The sequence below is a fragment of the Bacillus sp. ISL-45 genome (genome assembly GCF_018613195.1).
Lineage (GTDB): Bacteria > Bacillota > Bacilli > Bacillales > Cytobacillaceae > Mesobacillus.
In genome coordinates, this window is the sequence record NZ_JAGGQQ010000004.1 from 337097 (window position 1) to 355050 (window position 17954).

The window sequence follows — 17954 nt, forward strand, 5'->3', positions numbered from 1 at the left end:
GAGTAAGTGCAGAAATAGCCGGCAGCCTAAAACAGGCGGCGGATGATTATCCTGCCGCCGCCTGCTCACGTTAAGCTTTTGTTTCTAGCATATCTTCGTTAATCGTTCATATAAACCCTGATCGTTGACCCTTCCTTGATTTTCACTCCTGGTGAAGGAAGCTGTTTAACAACCTTCTCGCCATCGCCTGCAATATCTAATTTGAAATTGATCAATTGCTGCCTGAGTTCTTGTTTGGTTAAGCCGATCAGGTCAGGGACCTCCACCATTGGTGTATCCATCCACGTCAATTCTTTTTCAATCTGTTCCTTCCGCGGAGGAACCTCCATCGCGCGCAGGCTATCTTCCATCATATCGCCAACGATAGGAGCTGCCACCACCCCACCGAATTGTACTGTACCTTTTGGGTTATCTACGGCTACATAGATAACAATTTGCGGGTCATCCGCAGGGGCAAAGCCTATGAACGATACGATATGGTTATTTTCGAGATATCGCCCATCCTTCGCCTTTTGGGCTGTACCAGTTTTGCCGCCAACCCTGTAAGAGTCTACATAAGCATTTTTACCTGAACCCTTAGCTACGACACTTTCAAGCGCATGCCTTATCTCTTTTGAAGTCTCTTCAGAGATTACTCTTCTTTTGGCCTGCGGGGATTTCTTCATGACAACCTCCCCTGTAACAGGGTCAATCAACTCTTTAGCAATATAAGGTGTATAAAGGATTCCACCATTTACTGCTGCTGAAACGGCAGCGACCTGCTGGATCGGTGTGACTGAAACACCCTGCCCAAAAGCCGTTGTTGCCTGTTCGATTGGACCGACCCTGTCCAGGTTGAAAAGGATTCCTTTCCCTTCCCCTTGAAGGTCAATGCCTGTTTTCTCACCAAACCCGAAATCCTTCACATATTTGAACAGTTTTTCTTTTCCAAGTCTGTCCCCGAGCTCGACAAACCCTGGGTTGCAGGAATTCTCGACTACTTCAAGGAAGGATTGGCTTCCGTGTCCGCCCTTTTTCCAGCACCGTATCCTTGCCCCGGCTACTTCTACTGAACCAGAATCGTGAAAATGGTCTTTTTCCAAATCAACCTTACCTTCCTGAAGGGCTGCTGCCAAGGTTACGATTTTAAAAGTGGAACCTGGCTCATATGTGCTCCAAATCGGCAAGTTGCGGTTATAGACTTCCGGAGCAACATTACGGAAGTTAGCCGGGTCGAAGTCTGGCCTGCTCGACATTGCCAGGATCTCACCGTTATTCGGATTCATGGCAATGGCAATGATGCCATCAGGATTGTATTTGGCCTGGGCAATATCCAGCTCCCTCTCTACGATGGTCTGTACCCTGCTGTCAATTGTCAGCTTCAGATCCAACCCGTCCACCGGCGGCTCATAATCATCCGCCATATTGTTCATCCGCTGCTGTTTCGCATCCGCATAAAATTGAACCGAGCCCTTTTGCCCTTGCAATTCCTTATCATAATAGAGCTCAAGCCCCATCAATCCTTGATTATCGACTCCCGCAAAACCTAGGACATGCGATAGATAGCTGCCGTATGGATAATGGCGCTTTGAATCCTCGCCGATATAAACGCCTTTGATATCCAGCGCCCTTATTTCCTTTGCTTTCTCATGGGAAATTTTCCTTCCCTCTGGAATTCTCTCAATCATTGCTTTTTTCGTAATATGTTGATAGGCCTTCTCCTTAGACATATTTAGTGCTTTCGCCAATATTTCAGCAGCCGCTTCAGGATCTTTTACCTGGCGCGGCACTACGTAAACAGTCGGCGCACTAATATTCGTTGCCAGCGCTATCCCGTTCCTGTCCGTAATCTCTCCACGCTGCGGTTCAAACGGTACATTCCTGCTCCATGAATCCTTTGCTTTTCCCGTCAAGAAATCTCCTAGCATAAATTGCACATAGCCAAGACGGACATCTATGATAAAAAACACCAAAATCCCGATTACCAAAACGAGCGCCAGCCTCTTTCTGACCGTCACATTTGATACACGCATATATTAAACAAACCTCCCCCATAGTCGTTCCAATAGTAGATTAAGATACTCTCAGACACTCGTTCAAATATATGCTTGTACGAATTCAAATATAACAAGAAGTAGAGACAGGCTGAGGTTTATTAGAACCTGCGGCCGAGCCTGATTAGGTCAACTTTTGATGAAAATCTCGTGCACTGGTTAGACCTGGAACTACTTCAGACAAAACGAGCGGCTCCGACTGCGTTTTTGTCTGAACCTGGGGGAACTTCGGACAAAATGAGGGGATCCCTCGCTGATTTTGTCCGAACCAGAGGCTACTTCGGACAAAGTGAGGGGCTCCCTCGCTGGTTTTGTCCGAACCTGGGGCTACTTCAGACAAAATGAGGGGCTCCCACTCTGGTTTTGTCCGAACCTGAGGCTACTTCGGACAATATGAGGGACTCTGACTGCGTTTTTGTCCGAACCTGAGGCTACTTCAGACAAAGTGAGGAGCTCCGACTGCGTTTTTGTCTGAACCTGAGGCTACTTCGGACAAAATGAAGGGCTCTGACTCTGTTTTTGTCCAAACTTTAGGCTACTTCAGACAAAGTAAGCGGCTCCTACTGCGTTTTTGTCCGAAGCTGGAACTGCTATTGCATACGCTTCTACCGGGCACCACAAAAAAAAAAAACAGAGGAAGGGCTCAACCGCCCACTTCCTCTGTTTCTTCATTATCTTCCTCAGTCTTCAAGGATTTCTCAAATTGCTGAAGCGGGGTTTCCAGCTCGACAATCAGGTTCTCCCCTTCATTGATTGGTACTCCAGGCTTAAGGCTTTGTTTTGTGACGTAACCGCTGCCGGCTTTATTTAGCTTAATTTCTGCAATCTGCGCCAGTTTCATGACATCCCGGAGTGACCAGTCTGTCATGTCTGGGTAAGTCATGACTCCGGATGATCTGATAAAGACCTTTTCTCCTTCGAGCGCCATTATATCAGCCTTAGGCAACTGCTCCTCGACCTGGTTTCCGTCCCCTATAACAACTGTTTCAAACCCTTTGGATTCAAGCAAGCTCTTCGCTTCTGCGGCACTCATACTGGTTACATCCGGAACGAGGCTGGAATCAGCCTTTTCCATAGAGGCAGGTTTAATATTTAAATACTGCAGGCTGCTTTTCATCACTGATTTAAAAATCATGGAGGTTGGGATAGAACCTTTATAATAATGGTCAATTTCCGGCTGCTGGACAGCGACATAGACGATTAATTTAGGATCATCTTTTGGTGCCATCCCAAGGAAAGAGAACAGATAATCGCTTGCACCATCTAAATAACTGCCGTTCGCTGTTATGTTTGCAGTACCTGTTTTCCCAGCAACCTCGTACCCATCGATGGCGTACGATTTCCCTGTACCATGCTCACCAGTGACAACAGTCCCTAAAACATCCCTAACTGCCTTGGCAGTTTCAGCAGAAATAGGCTGGCCAACAGACTTTGGTTCCTCTTGCTTGATCACATCACCAGTGTTTGGATCGACTATCTTATCAATAACTCGCGGTTTCATCATATTTCCGTCATTCGCCACTGCTGTCGCTGCCTGGATCAGCTGGATCGGCGTTATAGTGGTTCCCTGTCCATATGATGTCGTAATCTTTTCAATCGGCCATTTATAGACAATTGTTCCAGATGTTTCGTTAGGGAGGTCAATGCCCGTAGGCTGGTCAAAGCCAAAATCAGTCAAGTACTCACGGAATTTTTCCGTACCTATTTTTTCATTTACCAGCTTTGCAACTGCTACGTTAGAGGAACGCTGGATACCTTCCAAAAAAGATATTGTTCCCCAACCACTGCCGTTGTGGTCGCGAATTGCCCTGGAGTTTTCGGTAACTTTATAGGAACCTGATTTATAAAGTTCATTCGGATTCCATTTATTTTCCTCAATTGCTGCTGCAAGCGTGAAAATCTTCATCGTAGATCCTGGCTCGATCGGTGTCTCGACCACCTCATTGTGCCAGCTATTATCCAGCCCCTCCCTTGTCGTCGGGTGGAAGCTCGGACGCTGGGCCATCGCAAGGATATCACCAGTCTTCGGATCAGCGACGACTGCAATGATCTTCTTTGGCTTATATTCCTCCACAACACGATCGACGGCATCCTCTACGAATGTTTGGATTTTTTTATCAATCGTTAAAAATACATTGCTGCCATCCTTGGCAGGCGTAACTTTTTTCTCTCCGTCAGGTAAGAGAAAGCCCCATAAATCACTTTCAAATGAGAGAGAACCATTTTCACCAGTCAATTCGTCATTAAGCGTTTTTTCAATCCCCAGCTGACCGGAAGTAACTGTTTTCTTATCTTTTGTTTCTTCCTTCTCAACAAATCCGATTAAATGGGAAGAAAATACACCGTTTGGATAGAACCTCTTTGAATCTCGTAAAAAAGTAATTCCTGGCAGCTTCTCCTCTTCGATTTTCCGCTTGGTCTGATGAGAAATATCGCGGCCGGCTTTTCCAAACTCAACCTGCCATGCTTTTTCTTTGGTAAGTCGTTTATAAATTTCCGATTCGCTCATATCGATATATTTAGCCAGCACGGCCGCTGTCTTCGCAGGGTCGCTTACATGCTTCGGCTTCTTCTTATTCGTTGTTACTGAATCGTTAAGGATTGCGACAAGTGTGTAGGCAGTCGTATCCTCCGCGACCACTTCACCTTTGCGGTCAAAGATCGTTCCTCTTGTAGCCTCGATTACTTTTTCATTCGTGTACTTTTGCTGTGCCCTTGCAGCCAGTGCTTGCCCGTGTACTTCTCCCGTAACCTGGATGGTTACGAACCTGAAAATCAAGATAAAAAAGAGCAGGCTGAATATTACGAATAATACCGCTGCTCCTGCATTCATATTTGGCTGTTTCTTAATCATCAGTTTTCAACACCTTTAACATTGTCTTCGTTCAATGTTAAACCGAGCTTCTCTGTTACCTTTTTGATTCTTTCATAGGTACTTAATTCGCTAATCTGGACTTCAAGGTCACTGTTAATCTTTTGCTGCTCCTGAATGCTGCCTTCAATGATTTGGATTTCTTTGTTTACTTCGTAAATGGCTGCCTGTTTTGAAACCATGAATGTCGCGCCGAAGCAAACCATTGCCCCAAAAACAAACATCAGGATTTTTTCGCCGGGCGTCATTATCGAATTGCGTCTTGCCGGCGCTTTTGCCGGTGCCTGAACAGTGCGCTGCTGCTGTTCTTGCTGCAATTTTCTAGCCAGATTGCTCATCATTTTCCCTCCTGAAATTATATTTTATATTTTATTTTTTTACTTTTTCAGCGATACGCAGCTTTGCGGATCTTGCCCGGTTATTGAATTCCAGCTCTTCCTCTGACGGAAGGATCGGTTTCCTCGTAATCAGCTTCAATTTTGGCTGGTATTCCTCAGGTATGATCGGCAAACCTGGCGGTAGCGGCGGTGTTTCACTCGCTTTTTTCAAGGTAACCTTGCAAATCCTGTCTTCCAGTGAATGGAAGGTGATGACACTGATCCTTCCTCCTACGGACAGGAGATTAATTGCCTCCTCCAGTGATTTTTCAAATACACCAAGCTCATCATTAACCGCGATCCTGACTGCCTGAAAAACCCGTTTAGCCGGGTGGCCGCCTTTTCTCCTTGCAGGTGCAGGAATTGCATCCTTGATCAACTCAACAAGTTCACCAGTGGTTTCAATCGGTTTACTTTCCCTTGCAGCCTCAATCTTGCGGGCAATTTGTTTTGAAAACTTCTCTTCCCCGTACTGGAAAAAGATTTTGACCAATTTTTCATATGGCCATTCATTAATTACATCATAAGCGGACAATGGCGCGTCCTGGTCCATCCGCATATCGAGTGGAGCATCATGGTGATAACTGAACCCGCGTTCCGGTGTATCCAGCTGCGGTGAGGAAACTCCCAAATCATACAGAATCCCATCCACTTCTGTTACACCCAACTTTTCAAGCTCTTCCTGTAAATAAAGGAAATTGCTCTTGATGATCGTCAGCCTGTCGCCATAAGCAGCAAGCTTCTCTTTTGCATTCGCAATTGCAATATCGTCCTGGTCAAAAGCGTATAGCTTTCCTTTTTCCGAAAGCTTGGACAAAATCAATTCACTGTGGCCTGCGCCACCGAGAGTGCAATCCACATATGTACCGTCAGGCTTGATATCTAGCCCATCTACTGTTTCTTCCAGTAAAACTGTTGTATGTTTGAACATCATGATCCACCTTTCCAATCGAGGAGCAGGTAATATTATATCAGAATAATGTTACCCTTAAATATCAAATCCAATCATATTTTCCGCAATTTCAGCAAAAGATTCCTCAGATTCTGCGAAATATTCTTCCCAGATGGCTTTGCTCCAAATTTCAATTCGATTGGAAACACCTAAAATCACACATTCTTTCTCAAGCTTGGCGTATTGCATCAGCGGGGAAGGGATATTGACTCTCCCCTGTTTGTCAATTTCACTCTCGGTAGCACCCGAAAAGAAAAAACGGGTAAATGCACGTGCATCTTTTTTTGTCAGCGGAAGTCCTTTAAGCTTCTCTTCGATCACTGACCATTCAGAAACAGGGTAACCAAATAAACATTGGTCAAGTCCACGGGTAAGAATGAACATTTCTCCCAGGTTTTCACGGACCTTGGCAGGGATGATCAATCGGCCTTTGCTATCAACATTATGATGGTATTCACCCATGAACATGCCACTACCCCCACTTTCTAAATACAATGTACCACATTCCCCCACTTTTCACCACCTTATTTTAATTATTCTCCCCACGCCTTTAAAATCCTTCTGTAAATATTCATTTCCATGAATTTCTTTCATTACAAAAAAGTTGCTTTTACTGTTTTTTGCCTTTCCTCTTCTTTTCAGGTAATGCAGAGGCGCTGCTTTTATCGTAAATCCTTTTTCCCCTTCATTTTGAGCAATGGAAAGCTGCTGCTTTTACCGTATAATATTTTCTCCCTTCATGCGGGGCAATGCAGAGGGCTTGCTTTTACCAAAAAATCTTCTCCCTTTACTTCGGGCAATGCAGAGGGCTTGCTTTTACTGAAAAATATCTTCTCCCTGTACTTCGGGCAAAGCAGCCGTTGCTTTTCCCGCAATTTGTTTTTCCCCCTGCATTTCGGGCAATTCATAGTGCGTCATTTATTTTTGAAATAAAAAAGCTCCACCCACATAGGGTGAAGCCTGAAGTTACAGCTTAATAACTTTGTGTGTTCCATCGAATTCATAATCCAGCTTTAGTAAATCTGGTATTAAATCCAATCCGAACTTATTTAAATAGTAGAATGGGTTCCAGACTCTTTCCTGCGGTGAACCGCCTGGCCTTAACGCGTTTTCTACTCTTGTGAATTTGCGCAGGATATGATCATGCTTTCGGCAAATTGCCTCTACTATTTTATCCTCCATGAATTCAACCTGCTTAAGCAGGATGGATTCGTTCTTCTGGAGCATAGGCATCAATACGGGGTCGATTCCGTTGGATTTTTCACGGATGACTTTATATTGATCTGCCAGCATCGTTTTTACATTCTCGAAAAGTTCTTCTACTTCACGATCCTTTAGAGAATCGATAAATTTCAGCTCATGCCCATTTGTACCAGAAATTAAAACCTCTTTCAAATCAAGGTTCAATTCGTCAAGGTCAGACTCAATCGACCCTTCGAGCAATGTTATGTTGAGTCTTGGAACAAGCGGCGGCATTTTTAGACTAAAATGTTCAAAAGCAAGTTTCAGCTCAGCCCAATAGGCAATTTCTCCAGGTCCGCCTATGAACGCTAGCGTCGGGAACAGCCACTCCTGCATTAACGGACGAGTAACGACATTATTGCTCAGCTTTTCAGGATATTCGTTCGCAATCTCCACCAGCTCTTCATATGTGAAGCTGACTTCCCCATTTTTACCTGAAAACCCTCCACTTTGTGGGTCAAACTGGAGCAAAATCCGCTCATTTACTTTTTCATCGTAAAAGAAAAGATTGGCAGCATACTCGCTAATATCGATCATATTCGCAAACCCAGCACCATCTGTCCGTTCTTGCTGCCCTAGAACCGCGGACGTAATTTCACGATGATTTTGGATTTGCTTGATAAAACATTCCTTTTCCAGCCTGCGCAACTCTTTATTTCCGGAATCAACAATCAGCAAGCCTGAATCCTTGAATAGCTCCATGATGATCCTTGCGAAAAAATCAACAAAGGATTCCGCAGTCTTCAACGATTCCAGGGCAAATGCCAATACCTCTTTCGTGTGCTTGGTCTCTCCGTAAGTTTCCATAATCTCTTCAACCCAGGAATAGCAAAGGTCCCTGTTTATACACACTTCTGAAATCATTTTCTTCTCTAGATTCTTCTCAGGATAAACCCACTTTTCCTGCTTATTGTCCTTCATGACGTACACATGGTTAACTTCCTGGTAGTCATGGTCTTCCCCGGCAATCCAGAATACGGGTACGACAGGAACGCCAAGCTCAGCCTCTTTTTGTTCAGCAAGCTTGATAATTGAAATCACTTTATGAATTGTATATAGCGGACCAGTCAGAATACCGGCTTGCTGCCCTCCGATGACAGCAACGCTATTTTCTTTTCTCAGCTTATTGATATTATCAGTGATTTTTTCAGAGTTCGCATAACGGGACATAAAGGACTGGATATGGTCTGCAAGCTCATTCCTCATAAAGCTTCTATTTTTCAATTCATCCAGGCGGTGAATATAAGCGTTTTTATCGTTAAAATTATAATGAAAGAAGCTCTGCAGCCCAGGGCTTCCAGTTAGATAATCTGTCGCAAACCGGTTCGCAGCCGGAAGAGAGAGATTTAACATCTCCATTAACTTGTACTTCCTTTCTCGTAAGCAATTTTCACTGTTATGAGTATAGCATTGTTTGAATTGAAAAGAAAAAAACTTTGCCTTCCGAAATTTATAAAATCAAGATTCTTTTTAATCAAGCTTAGGATAAGCTAAAAAAAATGCTGGACCCTCTATTAAGACGGTCCAACACTAGATTAAGCAAACAGGAATGTCAGGCGTTTAAACAAACCATACAGCACAAGGACGATGTACGCAGAAAAGAAAAGCAGGAAATTGAACCGCCAAAAGCCCTTAAATACCTTCGGCAACAATATCTCCTCTTTGTATTTCCAGTGAATCAATACAAATATAGCCGCAAGTGCAAACAAGATGATTAAGATCAGCCATAGGAACGACTTTTCCCAGATGGTGACAATCAAAAAATGGACAGACAGCACCAGCAAAAAGGTGCTGAAGTCTAGAGCCATATTTACAGACCTTCGATGGTTGCCTGTAATTTGCTTACTGATGATGAACACAGTGAGGTAGCCAATCATTGGAACTGTGATCAATGTGGCCACAAGTGCGGAGAAGAATCCCGGCATCACGCTCCCTCCCTTTCGTGCTCCTTCCCCTTGATGCAGTGATAATAATTATGTATTAATGGAGCTTTTTTATTTTTGCTTCTGGCTAATTCGAGCAAATATCCAAGGATGGCATCAATTTCTGTTTGTCTGCCATTTTCAATATCCTTATACATGGATGAATGGTTATTTGCTGTTTTTTCACAAACTGCCTTAAGGTTATTAAAGTACTGTTCCCAATTAGGCAGTTCAAGTATATAAGCACATTCTTCAAACATTTGCTTAAAGATCTCAAAATAATATGTATTCTGGACCAGTTCACCATTTTTCACTTTAAGGATCGCCGTCAATGGATTGATCACCGCATTGACTACCAGCTTTTTTATAAGCATCTCCTTGTAGTCTGGCTCCAGGATAAACGGAAAACCTGATGGAGCTATAGTAGATAATTCTTTAAGTACCCCCGCATTTCCTCTAAATATCGCAGTTCTGGTCACGCCCATCCCATTATGTTGAACTGTAAATCCGTTCACTCTAACAGCTCCGTGTTCAACAGAACCAACATAAATTTCATCTGCTGCCAACTCAGAAAGTAATTTGATATGGGCATAGCCATTTTGAAGGAAAAGGATGCTTCCCTTGGCCTGATCTTTTAAATCAGATAGTAAACCAGAGAGCTGGTACTGTTTTACGGCAACAACTGTTAAATCTTCGTTTCCCCTCCAAGCATGGATTGGGGCAGCAGTTACCTGGCATGAATCCTGCTCTATTCCACCTTGAACAAGACGCAGACCGTGTTCGTTAATTAAGTCTGCTTGTTCCTCTGTCCTTGTGTAGACGGTGACCTGATTGTGCAAGCCTAGGTAATAAGAGAATAACAAACCTATTGACCCGCCGCCGATTATTCCTATTTTCATAAGTATCCCTCATTTTGCCCTTACACTAGATTAGGGCATTTCTTGCTTCTATCCCTGAAAAATAATAATTTTATGATCTTTCCTTAAATGATTGCTTTTTTCAAGTAGATACTGGAGAGCAAAAACAGCCGTTATTTAAGTATTTTAATGACTTTAGTCATATTTTAGCAGAAACAATTGCTTCTTAGGAAGAAGGGATTATGTTATTTCAATTAAATTTAATAGAGTATTCGCTTTTGTTACTAAAAAATGAAACGGAGATCCAGAAGGGATCTCCGTTTTGCTTTTATACGGGGTATACAGGATGTTTCCTGACACTGAATTCCATATCTTTTGATTCGTATAGTTTAAATCGATCAATGAGTGCATTCCTCAGGTCGTTGGCAGCGACGATATCATCAACGATCAATTCGGAAGCAAGCTTATAGATATCGATACTTTCTTTATATTCCTGGTGTTTTTCCTGGACAAATGCAATTTTTTCTTTAGGGTCTTCAATTTGATTGATTTTATTGGAGTAGACTGCATTGACAGCAGCTTCCGGACCCATTACCGCGATTTGGGCAGTCGGCAGGGCGATGCAGCAATCTGGCTCAAAAGCTGGTCCTGCCATCGCATACAGGCCTGCTCCATATGCCTTACGGACAACTACAGATATTTTTGGTACAGTAGCTGAACTCATCGCAGCAATCAGCTTCGCACCATGGCGGATAATGCCGGCTCTCTCCACTTTCGTACCAATCATGAATCCTGGCACGTCAGCAAGGAACAGCAATGGGATATGGAAGGCATCACAGAGCGTGATGAATTTAGCAGCCTTATCGGCAGAGTCCACGAACAATACTCCGCCCTTCACCTTTGGCTGGTTGGCAATGATTCCAACTGCCCTTCCATCTATACGGGCAAGCCCCGTGATGATTTCAGGCGCGAACAGCTTTTTGATTTCAAAGAAACTTCCTTCGTCGATCAGCGCATCAATGCCTTCATACATATCAAATGGAGCGTTCTGATTCACTGGAACAATCTCTTCAAGACTTCTTCCAGCCTTGGGAGCCACTCCTTCGACCAAATCTGTCTTCGACTGGAAATTAGCAGGGAAATAACTTAAATAGCGCTTCGCTGATTCAATGGCTTCTTCCTCGCTATAAACGAGCATATCGCCTACACCACTGACAGAGCAATGCATCCGGGCGCCGCCCATTTCCTCAAGCGTTACCTTTTCGCCGATTACCTTTTCCGCCATCCTTGGTGATCCAAGATACATCGAAGCATTCTGGTCAACCATGATCACGATATCGCAGAAAGCAGGAATATATGCTCCGCCAGCTGCAGAAGGCCCGAAAAGAAGGCAGATTTGCGGGATTACTCCAGACAATTTCACCTGATTATAAAAAATCTTTCCTGCTCCCCGTCTGTTCGGAAACATATCAAGCTGATCGGTAATTCGGGCGCCAGCCGAATCGACCAGATACAATAAAGGCACCTTTAATTTTTCAGCTGTTTCCTGGATTCTGATGATCTTCTCAACAGTCCTGGCGCCCCATGAGCCGGCTTTTATTGTTGAATCGTTCGCCATAACACAAACTGTTTGCCCGCCGATTTTGCCGATAGCCGTTACGACACCATCTGCCGGAAGGTCACCAGCCTGGAAATTAGCGAATTTGCCATCTTCCTCATAGACACCGTCGTCAAATAATAGATTCAAACGCTCACGCACAAATAATTTATTTTGTTCAGCCAGCTTTTCATGATACTTAGGTTGTCCGCCAGCCTCGATTTGTTGAACTTTTTCCTGTAATGAATCAGTTAAAGTTTTCGCGGTAGTCATCCTTCTCCTCCTTAAAATCTATTATTCTAGTACAAGCAGGACATCGCCTTCGTTCACAAAGTCCCCGATGTTCACTTTTACTTCTGCAACGTTTCCAGCGCCCTGGCTTTCAACTGGGATTTCCATCTTCATCGATTCAAGCATCAGGACTTCCTGCCCTTCTGATACCGTATCTCCTGCTGCAACCATTACATTAAGTACTGTCCCTGCCATATTTGCTGTAATTTCCTTCATGTTCTTTTCCTCCTTTATTTGGATGCCATTTTTCTTTCCGTTAAATAGGCTGTCGTATAATTGCCTGATTTGAAGCCTTCTTCGCTCAAAATTTCCGCAAACAACGGAGCATTTGATTTAATTCCTTCCAGTTTCAGGGTCGCAAAAAATTCCTGAGCTAGCTGGATCGCTTCTTCGCGGCTATCGCCCCCTACTATGCACTTAGCAACCATAGGGTCATAAAAAGGGGTTACAGTCGAACCGGACTCATATCCAGAATCAACTCGGACGCCTTCTGCCTCCAGCCATGAAAAATCGCTGATTTTACCAGGTGAAGGCAGGAACCTTACCGGATCTTCCGCATACAAACGGAATTCGATAGCCCATCCCTTCTTCACGATTTCATCCTGGAGCAACGGCAGTTTTTCACCGCGTGCCACAAGGATTTGCCACTTAACAAGATCCAGGCCTGTAATGGTTTCTGTGACTGGATGTTCAACCTGCAGTCTGGTGTTCATTTCGAGGAAGTAGAAGTTCTCATCCTCGTCGACAATGAATTCCACCGTTCCTGCGTTCACATAATCCACTGCCTTGGCAGCTTTAACAGCCGTTTCATACATCTTTTGCCTTGCTTCATCCTTCAGGAATGGCGACGGTGCCTCCTCAATCACCTTTTGGTGGCGGCGCTGTACAGAGCAATCACGTTCAAACATATGTACATGGTTGCCATGGGTATCGCCAAAAATTTGCACCTCGACATGCCGGGCATTTTTGATGTATTTCTCAATGAATACTTCATCGGAGCCAAAGTAAGCCTTTGCCCTGCCCTTTGTTGAATCATAATTCTTAGCGAGCGCTTGCTCATTTTCACAGAGGACCATGCCAATACCGCCCCCGCCCCCGCTCGCCTTCAGCATGACAGGGTAGCCGATTTCATCTGCGAGCCTAATGGCATCCTCTAGTGTTTTCAAACCTTGGTCACTTCCAGGCACGACTGGTACACCGGCTGATTCCATCGTCGATCTAGCAATGATTTTATCGCCCATTTTTTCAATCGTATCCGGAGCTGGACCGATAAAAGTCAAGCCGGCTTCCTTTACCTTACGGGCAAATCCTGCGTTTTCTGATAAAAAGCCATAACCAGGGTGGATTCCGTCGACATTTTCTTCCTTTGCGATTCTTAAGATTTCATCTGCATTGAGATATGATTTTTGAACAGGCGGCTCACCAATCCGGTAAGCGCTGTCAGCTTCTTTTACAAAAGGCATCTCTTTATCCGCATCTGAATAGACAGCCACAGTTTGGACCCCCAGTTCGCGGCAAGTACGGATAATGCGAAGCGCAATTTCTCCTCTGTTTGCAATCAATATTTTTTGCACGCTCTTTCCCCTTTCCCGTAAAAAATTCGCTTACTCTATAAAATTCTACAATATTCTGTTTATTTCCTGCAAAAATTGGAACCGCTTTCTAAATTTCAAATGCAGAATTTTTCATGTTTTTATAATATAATAAAAATAGGCTATAAAAAACAAATATATTCAGCTGCCTTTAAATATACCAAATTTCAGGTATATATATATTGCCGATTTCGAAAGCATGATGTCTTTAAATCTCTTCTCAGCCTTGAAAGATTTTATCATCCGGCTATGGAGGAGCAAGCTTTCAATGAGAGCAGTATACAATGAATTTTTTGGCGGCTTGATTGGGGGATTGTTTTATGGTGAATAAAGTGGAAAAACTGAAAATCAATTATAAGACTTTAGAAGAATTCAAAAAGTTCAAGGAGTATGGCCACCAGGAGCTTTCAATGCTTGAGGATTTGGAAGCAAACATTGTGGAAAATGATAGCGATTCTCCGTTCTACGGAATCTACTTCGGCGACAAGCTCGTGGCCCGTATGAGCCTTTACCAGGTCAAGAAGCAGTTTGACCGCTATTTTGAGCCACCCCAGGACTACCTGGAGCTTTGGAAGTTAGAGGTGCTTCCAAATTACCAGGGCAAGGGCTATGGCAAAGCACTCGTTGAATTCGCGAAGGGTTTCGGTCTGCCGATCAAAACGAACCCTCGGGTAAAATCCCAGGACTTCTGGGAAAAGATGGGCTTTACGCCAGTCCATTATGATGTAGAGAGAGACCGTGGGGAGAATCCGCTTGTCTGGTATCCAGCTGGTGTAACTGAACAGCTTCAATAATTACAGTTCAACTGCGATATGCGCAGGAGCAAATATTTTTTTCCATAACCGTACAATAATAGCGCCTGCCATGATCGGCAGGCGCTTTTTATTGCCTATTTTTCTATTTTTTCCAGATTTCCTTTACCCTCAACCTGGAAGTTTATTCTTTGTTGTTGGTCCTCACTTTTAGGGCCTACTCTTTTTTTTGCTCGGTCCATGATGTCAATCAAGGCACGATAGTCTTCTTCCATAGAACGCAGTTGGGTTTCCAATTTTTCGTTTTCGGCAGACAAGTAATAGATTTGCTTTTCAAGCCCGCGGATTTGATCTTTTTGCACATCCTGGCTGTTTGCAGCTGCCGCTTTTTCATAGAGGTCATCGAGGTATTGTTTTACGGCTTCGATACTAAGGCTGGATTGCTTTTCCTCTTGTTCTGTAGGACTGGTAGGCACTTCGCTCACTGGCGCCGCAGGCTCCTCTGCTCTCTCCTGTGTTTTCGCCTGTTTTTTCGCTTCCTTTCGCTGTTTTTTCGCCAGCTCAATACCAGATTTATATTGCTTTCTCACATACGAATTCCAGCGGAAACCGCAAGCTGCAGCAGTCCTCGAAAGCTGTTTTCCTACTTCATCAAATGCTTTTAATTGGGTGCCGCCTTCTCGGATATTGCGCAATACTACTTCAGCCAGCAATAAGTCTTCATCCTGTGACCAGGCATCCTGACGGGTTAATGGCATCAATAAATCCCTCCTATTGTTTTTTATTCATTCATATGCATCTAATAGGAAAGATAGACTGATATCACCTAATACCCTGCTAATTATTTTTATTTTTTTTAATCATGAATTCGTCCACTTTATTATGATGGGCTTCATGCTCCCACAGTACAGCACATCTCGCAGCTTCCTCTTCCATCCTTTCTCTCATTGATAAGTGCTCCCATTTTTTATTCAATAAAGTTTTATAGGCTTCTAAAACAGTTGTCTCTTTTTTCAAGCTGCCTTCCATAAATGAGAGACAGGCATCTATCGGATGTTCTTTATAAATATGGTGGATGAATCCAATGTCCTTGAGTTCTTCTGCAGTATATATTTTCGCATCAAGCAGCATTTTCATCGCGATATTCTGCGGAAGTTTCTCCAAGAGGACCGAGCCTCCTCCCCAGCCAGTCGTAATGGCGAGGTTCCCCTGGACAAAGCCCGCTTTCATCCCTTCTCTTCCAATCCGGAAGTCGCAGGCTGAAGCAATTTCGCAACCGCCTCCTACAGCAGAACCATTTAGAATGGCAATAGTCGGTTTTGGAAGGACAAGGAGCTTGTATAAAATACTAGCCATCCTTGAAAGCATCCCATACGCCTGCGACTCTGTTTTTAAACGATGAAAGGCCGATAAATCGCCTCCGGAACAAAATGCCTGGCCGCCTGCCCCCGTAATAGCAAATACTTTAACATCGTTTCCAGCAGCCATTTCGATTGCTTTTTCCAGTCCGGCCATTACATCATAATCAATGGCATTTCTCCTGTCAGGCCTGTTGATTGTAAATAGCAGTACTCCATCTTTTTCTTTAGATATTATGTATGGATTCATTGTGTTCCTCCTATGATTCTCGTCCCCTAAATTTTATCAATATTAAGTACATTTAAAAAGTGCTTGAGTCTCGGAGGTGATTAAATTTAAATCTGATAAGGATAGAGAAGAAATTTTTCCGATGAGGATTAGTTGATAAATTTCAACATCAGTTAATTGAGTAAAATAAAAGTAGTCTGAAGCATTAAAAAAATTTATTAGAACACGAATTCATATGCCCCATCGGCAAAAGTGGCTCAATAAGGGGGATTGGAACATGAATTCATATGCCACATCAGAAAAAATGTCTCAATAAGAGGGATTGGAGCACGAATTCAAATGCCACATCAAAAAAAGTGGCTCAATAAGAGGGATTGGAACATGAATTCATATGCCCCATCAAAAAAAGTGGCTCAATAAGAGGGATTGGAGCACGAAATCCAATGCCACATCATCAAAAAAAGTGTCTCAATAAGGGGGATTGGAACATGAATTCATATGCCACATCAGAAAAAATGTCTCAATAAGAGGGATTGGAGCACGAATTCAAATGCCACATCAAAAAAAGTGTCTCAGTAAGAGGGATTGGAACATGAATTCATATGCCACATCAAAAAAAGTGTCTCAATAAGAGGGATTGGAGCACGAATTCAAATGCCACATCAAAAAAAGTGGCTCAATAAGAGGGATTGGAGCACGAAATCCAATGCCACATCATCAAAAAAAGTGGCTCAATAAGGGGGATTGGAACATGAATTCATATGCCACATCAGAAAAAATGTCTCAATAAGAGGGATTGGAGCACGAATTCAAATGCCACATCAAAAAAAGTGTCTCAATAAGAGAGTTTGGAACATGAATTCATATGCCATGTCAGAAAAAGTGGCTCAATAAGAGGAATCTAAAGCAGCTTAAAATGTCGGTAATCGGGGTAAACTGTCAGCAGCATTTATACGGATTAAAGCAGAAGTGGTGCTCCAATGTCCTACTTCTTGAAGGCAGATGACTTTTTCAAGTCTGCTAAAATGAAAAAAAGCACAGGGATGCAGTTGCATTCTGTGCTTTTTCACGAGAAAATTAGTCGTTTACAACTTCTTTCCCTTTGTATGTTCCGCAAGCTTTGCACACACGGTGAGCAAGTTTCATTTCACCGCAGTTAGGGCATGCTACCATACCCGGAACTTGTAATTTAAAATGAGTACGGCGTTTTCTTTTCGCAGTTTTAGACGTTCTTCTAAATGGTACAGCCATTCTTCCCACCTCCTTAAAAGGAATAAGAAAGTTTATGAAGGCCAGTCCTTTTCTGGACCTCCACGCTCTTTTTTAATCGATTAGTCAGAGGAACCCTTAGAGTCCTCAAAGAATTTTGCAAGTCCGGCAAGTCGGGGATCAAGTTTTTCGGATTTCTCCTGTTCCTCGATTACTTCCCAATCCTTACCTGACTGGGGTGCGCCTTCTTGACCAGCGCTATCATCACAGAATACCTGCATGGGAACTTCCACTAGCAAGATTTCCCTGATGATGGGTTCAAGATCAATGACATCGCCTGTTACTTGATGAACTTCCTCTTCAGCCTCATAGTCGTGGCTGTTTAGCATGAAAGTTTCAGTTGTTTCCACATCAATTGGATATTTTACATCAACCAGTGTCCGTGAACAAGGCAGGATCAGATGTCCATCAACCCGGATATGGAATGTCACTCTTGTGGCACTGATATCTGCCCTTCCCGTTAGATGGATGGGAGATACCTTACGGATTGTCGGATCTGTTTCCTTAATCGAGTCCATTGGGACAAACTCGTCAATCAGAAAGTCCTTGTTTCGATGTTTTTGTATCTGACTTATTGTCCATTTCATAGAATCACCCCAAGGCAACAAAGG

General features: G+C 43.4%; 18 protein-coding genes. 3 read left to right on the forward strand and 15 right to left on the reverse strand.

Features of this window, described 5'->3' with window-relative positions; all coding sequences use genetic code 11:
• Positions 1 to 98: 98 nt before the first annotated feature.
• From J7E35_RS04495 to mraZ, 5 genes are all read right to left on the reverse strand, one after another.
• Positions 99 to 2012: a stage V sporulation protein D gene (locus J7E35_RS04495; RefSeq protein WP_214777340.1), complete on the reverse strand. Its 1914-nt coding sequence runs from the start codon at positions 2010 to 2012 to the stop codon at positions 99 to 101.
• 664 nt (positions 2013 to 2676) lie between these two features.
• Positions 2677 to 4887 carry a penicillin-binding protein gene (locus J7E35_RS04500; RefSeq protein ID WP_214777342.1) on the reverse strand — a complete coding sequence of 737 codons (2211 nt, stop codon included), beginning with the start codon at positions 4885 to 4887 and terminating at the stop codon, positions 2677 to 2679.
• The gene (ftsL, locus tag J7E35_RS04505) at positions 4887 to 5243 is read right to left on the reverse strand and encodes a cell division protein FtsL (protein WP_214777344.1); all 357 of its coding nucleotides are present in this window, start codon (positions 5241 to 5243) and stop codon (positions 4887 to 4889) included. Before ftsL ends, J7E35_RS04500 begins: the two co-directional genes overlap by 1 nt.
• Positions 5244 to 5274: 31 nt before the next feature.
• Positions 5275 to 6213, reverse strand: a complete 939-nt coding sequence (gene rsmH / locus J7E35_RS04510) for a 16S rRNA (cytosine(1402)-N(4))-methyltransferase RsmH (protein ID WP_214777346.1) — start codon at positions 6211 to 6213, stop codon at positions 5275 to 5277.
• Between the two features lie 57 nt (positions 6214 to 6270).
• On the reverse strand, positions 6271 to 6702 hold the full coding sequence (mraZ, locus tag J7E35_RS04515; RefSeq protein ID WP_102262102.1) for a division/cell wall cluster transcriptional repressor MraZ: 432 nt from the start codon (positions 6700 to 6702) through the stop codon (positions 6271 to 6273).
• 222 nt (positions 6703 to 6924) lie between these two features.
• Between mraZ and J7E35_RS04520 the strand changes: the two genes are divergently transcribed.
• Entirely contained in the window at positions 6925 to 7167 is a 243-nt protein-coding gene (locus J7E35_RS04520) for a hypothetical protein (protein WP_214777348.1), read from the forward strand.
• 33 nt (positions 7168 to 7200) lie between these two features.
• Here the strand turns inward: J7E35_RS04520 and bshC are convergent, their stop codons facing one another.
• The 6 genes from bshC to J7E35_RS04550 all read right to left on the reverse strand — a co-directional run bounded on the left by bshC (position 7201) and on the right by J7E35_RS04550 (position 13717).
• A complete protein-coding gene (gene bshC / locus J7E35_RS04525; protein WP_214777350.1) occupies positions 7201 to 8835 on the reverse strand; it encodes a bacillithiol biosynthesis cysteine-adding enzyme BshC in 1635 nt (544 codons plus the stop codon).
• A 176-nt stretch (positions 8836 to 9011) separates the two neighbouring features.
• Complete coding sequence (locus J7E35_RS04530) at positions 9012 to 9401, reverse strand: DUF3397 domain-containing protein (protein WP_214777352.1); 390 nt, start codon at positions 9399 to 9401, stop codon at positions 9012 to 9014.
• A complete protein-coding gene (locus J7E35_RS04535; protein ID WP_214777354.1) occupies positions 9401 to 10297 on the reverse strand; it encodes a 2-dehydropantoate 2-reductase in 897 nt (298 codons plus the stop codon). Before J7E35_RS04535 ends, J7E35_RS04530 begins: the two co-directional genes overlap by 1 nt.
• Positions 10298 to 10583: 286 nt before the next feature.
• Positions 10584 to 12125, reverse strand: a complete 1542-nt coding sequence (locus J7E35_RS04540; protein WP_214777357.1) for an acyl-CoA carboxylase subunit beta — start codon at positions 12123 to 12125, stop codon at positions 10584 to 10586.
• Between the two features lie 21 nt (positions 12126 to 12146).
• Positions 12147 to 12359 (reverse strand): acetyl-CoA carboxylase biotin carboxyl carrier protein subunit, encoded by a 213-nt coding sequence (locus J7E35_RS04545; RefSeq protein ID WP_041965515.1) that lies wholly within the window; start codon positions 12357 to 12359, stop codon positions 12147 to 12149.
• Positions 12360 to 12373: 14 nt separating this feature from the next.
• Entirely contained in the window at positions 12374 to 13717 is a 1344-nt protein-coding gene (locus J7E35_RS04550) for an acetyl-CoA carboxylase biotin carboxylase subunit (RefSeq protein ID WP_214777359.1), read from the reverse strand.
• 217 nt (positions 13718 to 13934) lie between these two features.
• Between J7E35_RS04550 and J7E35_RS23445 the strand changes: the two genes are divergently transcribed.
• Positions 13935 to 14066 (forward strand): hypothetical protein, encoded by a 132-nt coding sequence (locus J7E35_RS23445; RefSeq protein WP_285290759.1) that lies wholly within the window; start codon positions 13935 to 13937, stop codon positions 14064 to 14066.
• Positions 14056 to 14529: an N-acetyltransferase gene (locus J7E35_RS04555; protein ID WP_214777362.1), complete on the forward strand. Its 474-nt coding sequence runs from the start codon at positions 14056 to 14058 to the stop codon at positions 14527 to 14529. The genes J7E35_RS23445 and J7E35_RS04555 overlap by 11 nt, the downstream gene beginning before the upstream one ends.
• Before the next feature lie 95 nt (positions 14530 to 14624).
• Here the strand turns inward: J7E35_RS04555 and J7E35_RS04560 are convergent, their stop codons facing one another.
• From J7E35_RS04560 to J7E35_RS04575, 4 genes are all read right to left on the reverse strand, one after another.
• Complete coding sequence (locus J7E35_RS04560; RefSeq protein ID WP_214777364.1) at positions 14625 to 15245, reverse strand: RsfA family transcriptional regulator; 621 nt, start codon at positions 15243 to 15245, stop codon at positions 14625 to 14627.
• Positions 15246 to 15324: 79 nt separating this feature from the next.
• Positions 15325 to 16095, reverse strand: coding sequence for an enoyl-CoA hydratase/isomerase family protein (locus J7E35_RS04565; protein ID WP_214777366.1), 771 nt, complete (start codon positions 16093 to 16095; stop codon positions 15325 to 15327).
• A gap of 1056 nt (positions 16096 to 17151) precedes the next feature.
• Entirely contained in the window at positions 17152 to 17325 is a 174-nt protein-coding gene (gene rpmF, locus J7E35_RS04570; RefSeq protein WP_023615018.1) for a 50S ribosomal protein L32, read from the reverse strand.
• Between the two features lie 80 nt (positions 17326 to 17405).
• Complete coding sequence (locus J7E35_RS04575; protein WP_214777368.1) at positions 17406 to 17930, reverse strand: YceD family protein; 525 nt, start codon at positions 17928 to 17930, stop codon at positions 17406 to 17408.
• Positions 17931 to 17954: the final 24 nt, after the last annotated feature.

Excerpts from the sequence above, each read along its gene's own strand:
- J7E35_RS04495 (WP_214777340.1), bottom strand. The coding sequence starts at position 2,012 with ATGCGTGTATCAAATGTGACGGTCAGAAAGAGGCTGGCGCTCGTTTTG.
- J7E35_RS04500 (WP_214777342.1), bottom strand. The coding sequence starts at position 4,887 with ATGATTAAGAAACAGCCAAATATGAATGCAGGAGCAGCGGTATTATTC.
- ftsL (WP_214777344.1), bottom strand. The coding sequence starts at position 5,243 with ATGAGCAATCTGGCTAGAAAATTGCAGCAAGAACAGCAGCAGCGCACT.
- rsmH (WP_214777346.1), bottom strand. The coding sequence starts at position 6,213 with ATGTTCAAACATACAACAGTTTTACTGGAAGAAACAGTAGATGGGCTA.
- mraZ (WP_102262102.1), bottom strand. The coding sequence starts at position 6,702 with ATGTTCATGGGTGAATACCATCATAATGTTGATAGCAAAGGCCGATTG.
- bshC (WP_214777350.1), bottom strand. The coding sequence starts at position 8,835 with ATGGAGATGTTAAATCTCTCTCTTCCGGCTGCGAACCGGTTTGCGACA.
- J7E35_RS04530 (WP_214777352.1), bottom strand. The coding sequence starts at position 9,401 with ATGCCGGGATTCTTCTCCGCACTTGTGGCCACATTGATCACAGTTCCA.
- J7E35_RS04535 (WP_214777354.1), bottom strand. The coding sequence starts at position 10,297 with ATGAAAATAGGAATAATCGGCGGCGGGTCAATAGGTTTGTTATTCTCT.
- J7E35_RS04540 (WP_214777357.1), bottom strand. The coding sequence starts at position 12,125 with ATGACTACCGCGAAAACTTTAACTGATTCATTACAGGAAAAAGTTCAA.
- J7E35_RS04545 (WP_041965515.1), bottom strand. The coding sequence starts at position 12,359 with ATGAAGGAAATTACAGCAAATATGGCAGGGACAGTACTTAATGTAATG.
- J7E35_RS23445 (WP_285290759.1), top strand. The coding sequence starts at position 13,935 with ATGATGTCTTTAAATCTCTTCTCAGCCTTGAAAGATTTTATCATCCGG.
- J7E35_RS04555 (WP_214777362.1), top strand. The coding sequence starts at position 14,056 with ATGGTGAATAAAGTGGAAAAACTGAAAATCAATTATAAGACTTTAGAA.
- J7E35_RS04560 (WP_214777364.1), bottom strand. The coding sequence starts at position 15,245 with ATGCCATTAACCCGTCAGGATGCCTGGTCACAGGATGAAGACTTATTG.
- J7E35_RS04565 (WP_214777366.1), bottom strand. The coding sequence starts at position 16,095 with ATGAATCCATACATAATATCTAAAGAAAAAGATGGAGTACTGCTATTT.
- rpmF (WP_023615018.1), bottom strand. The coding sequence starts at position 17,325 with ATGGCTGTACCATTTAGAAGAACGTCTAAAACTGCGAAAAGAAAACGC.
- J7E35_RS04575 (WP_214777368.1), bottom strand. The coding sequence starts at position 17,930 with ATGAAATGGACAATAAGTCAGATACAAAAACATCGAAACAAGGACTTT.